At 53.2% G+C, this 2,992-nt stretch carries 2 rRNA genes; both read left to right on the forward strand.

Going from position 1 to position 2,992, the window contains the following annotated elements:
• Nucleotides 1-2,710: ribosomal RNA gene (locus tag HHL14_RS32650) — 23S ribosomal RNA — on the forward strand; the annotation flags it as partial.
• 167 nt (nucleotides 2,711-2,877) lie between these two features.
• Nucleotides 2,878-2,991 (forward strand): 5S ribosomal RNA (rrf, locus tag HHL14_RS32655).
• Nucleotide 2,992: the final 1 nt, after the last annotated feature.

Below are 2,992 nucleotides of genomic sequence, written 5' to 3' on the forward strand. Positions count from 1 at the left end.
GTGAAGCGAACGCGGTGAACTGAAACATCTAAGTAACCGCAGGAAAAGAAATCAACCGAGATTCCCAGAGTAGTGGCGAGCGAAATGGGATGAGCCTGTACTCTTTATCTGTATTGTTAGTCGAACGCTCTGGAAAGTGCGGCCATAGCAGGTGATAGCCCTGTAGACGAAAACAGCATGGAAGAACTAGGTGTACGACAAGTAGGGCGGGACACGTGAAATCCTGTCTGAAGATGGGGGGACCATCCTCCAAGGCTAAATACTCGTGATCGACCGATAGTGAACCAGTACCGTGAGGGAAAGGCGAAAAGAACCCCGGGAGGGGAGTGAAACAGATCCTGAAACCGCATGCATACAAACAGTCGGAGCCTCGCAAGGGGTGACGGCGTACCTTTTGTATAATGGGTCAGCGACTTACATTCAGTGGCAAGCTTAACCGATTAGGGCAGGCGTAGCGAAAGCGAGTCCGAACAGGGCGTTCAGTCGCTGGGTGTAGACCCGAAACCAGGTGATCTATCCATGGCCAGGTTGAAGGCACGGTAACACGTGCTGGAGGACCGAACCCACTAACGTTGAAAAGTTAGGGGATGAGCTGTGGATAGGGGTGAAAGGCTAAACAAACCTGGAAATAGCTGGTTCTCTCCGAAAACTATTTAGGTAGTGCCTCGTGTATCACCTTCGGGGGTAGAGCACTGTCATGGTTGTGGGGTCCATTGCGGATTACTTCGCCATAGCAAACTCCGAATACCGAAGAGTGCAATCACGGGAGACAGACATCGGGTGCTAACGTCCGGTGTCAAGAGGGAAACAACCCAGACCGCCAGCTAAGGTCCCCAAATATTGCTAAGTGGGAAACGAAGTGGGAAGGCTAAAACAGTCAGGAGGTTGGCTTAGAAGCAGCCACCCTTTAAAGAAAGCGTAATAGCTCACTGATCGAGTCGTCCTGCGCGGAAGATGTAACGGGGCTAAGCAATATACCGAAGCTGCGGATGCATATTTATATGCATGGTAGGAGAGCGTTCCGTAAGCCTGCGAAGGTGCACTGGAAAGTGTGCTGGAGGTATCGGAAGTGCGAATGCTGACATGAGTAGCGATAAAGGGGGTGAAAGGCCCCCTCGCCGTAAGCCCAAGGTTTCCTACGCAACGTTCATCGGCGTAGGGTGAGTCGGCCCCTAAGGCGAGGCAGAAATGCGTAGCTGATGGGAAGCAGGTTAATATTCCTGCACCATTGTTAAATGCGATGGGGGGACGGATCGCGGAAGGTTGTCCGGGTGTTGGAAGTCCCGGTCCTTGCATTGGAGAAGGCGCTCAGGCAAATCCGGGCGCAGGATTCAAGGGTGCGAGGCCAGTCGCTTAGGCGACGAAGCAATCGGAAGTGGTTCCAAGAAAAGCCTCTAAGCTTCAGTTTAACAAGACCGTACCGCAAACCGACACAGGTGGGCGAGATGAGTATTCTAAGGCGCTTGAGAGAACTCGGGAGAAGGAACTCGGCAAATTGGTACCGTAACTTCGGGATAAGGTACGCCCCTGTAGCTTGACGCCCCTGCGGGCGGAGGGTGAAGGGGTTGCAATAAACTGGTGGCTGCGACTGTTTAATAAAAACACAGCACTCTGCAAACACGAAAGTGGACGTATAGGGTGTGACGCCTGCCCGGTGCCGGAAGATTAAATGATGGGGTGCAAGCTCCTGATTGAAGTCCCGGTAAACGGCGGCCGTAACTATAACGGTCCTAAGGTAGCGAAATTCCTTGTCGGGTAAGTTCCGACCTGCACGAATGGCGTAACGATGGCCACACTGTCTCCTCCCGAGACTCAGCGAAGTTGAAGTGTTTGTGATGATGCAATCTCCCCGCGGCTAGACGGAAAGACCCCATGAACCTTTACTGTAGCTTTGCATTGGACTTTGAACCGGTCTGTGTAGGATAGGTGGGAGGCTATGAAGCGTGGACGCCAGTCTGCGTGGAGCCGTCCTTGAAATACCACCCTGATCTGTTTGAGGTTCTAACCTTGGCCCGTCATCCGGGTCGGGGACAGTGCATGGTAGGCAGTTTGACTGGGGCGGTCTCCTCCCAAAGTGTAACGGAGGAGTACGAAGGTACGCTAGGTACGGTCGGAAATCGTGCTGATAGTGCAATGGCATAAGCGTGCTTGACTGTGAGACTGACAAGTCGAACAGGTGCGAAAGCAGGTCATAGTGATCCGGTGGTTCTGTATGGAAGGGCCATCGCTCAACGGATAAAAGGTACTCTGGGGATAACAGGCTGATACCGCCCAAGAGTTCATATCGACGGCGGTGTTTGGCACCTCGATGTCGGCTCATCTCATCCTGGGGCTGTAGCCGGTCCCAAGGGTATGGCTGTTCGCCATTTAAAGAGGTACGTGAGCTGGGTTTAAAACGTCGTGAGACAGTTTGGTCCCTATCTGCCGTGGGCGCTGGATATTTGAAGGGGGCTGCTCCTAGTACGAGAGGACCGGAGTGGACGAACCTCTGGTGTACCGGTTGTCACGCCAGTGGCATCGCCGGGTAGCTATGTTCGGAAGAGATAACCGCTGAAAGCATCTAAGCGGGAAACTCGCCTTAAGATGAGATATCCCCGGGGCTTCGAGCCCCTTGAAGGGTCGTTCAAGACCAGGACGTTGATAGGTCAGGTGTGCACGTACAGTAATGTACTGAGCTAACTGATACTAATTGCCCGTAAGGCTTGATCCTATAACCGGTATGTTTCCGGGTTCACTGAAGAACCCCGACGCACGGTTGAGTGGTCCGTGTTGTGCCTGAATCAACACAACCCCAAAGCTTCTCTGGTGAGCATCACCAGAAACTACTTCTTCCAGATTGGTCGTGGCGCCTCAACAGCGACGCGGCAACAAGTCATGCCTGATGACCATAGCGAGTCGGTCCCACCCCTTCCCATCCCGAACAGGACCGTGAAACGACTCTACGCCGATGATAGTGCGGATTGCCCGTGTGAAAGTAGGTAATCGTCAGGCT

The sequence above is a fragment of the Paraburkholderia antibiotica genome (genome assembly GCF_012927125.1).
GTDB classification, from domain to species: Bacteria; Pseudomonadota; Gammaproteobacteria; order Burkholderiales; family Burkholderiaceae; genus Paraburkholderia; species Paraburkholderia antibiotica.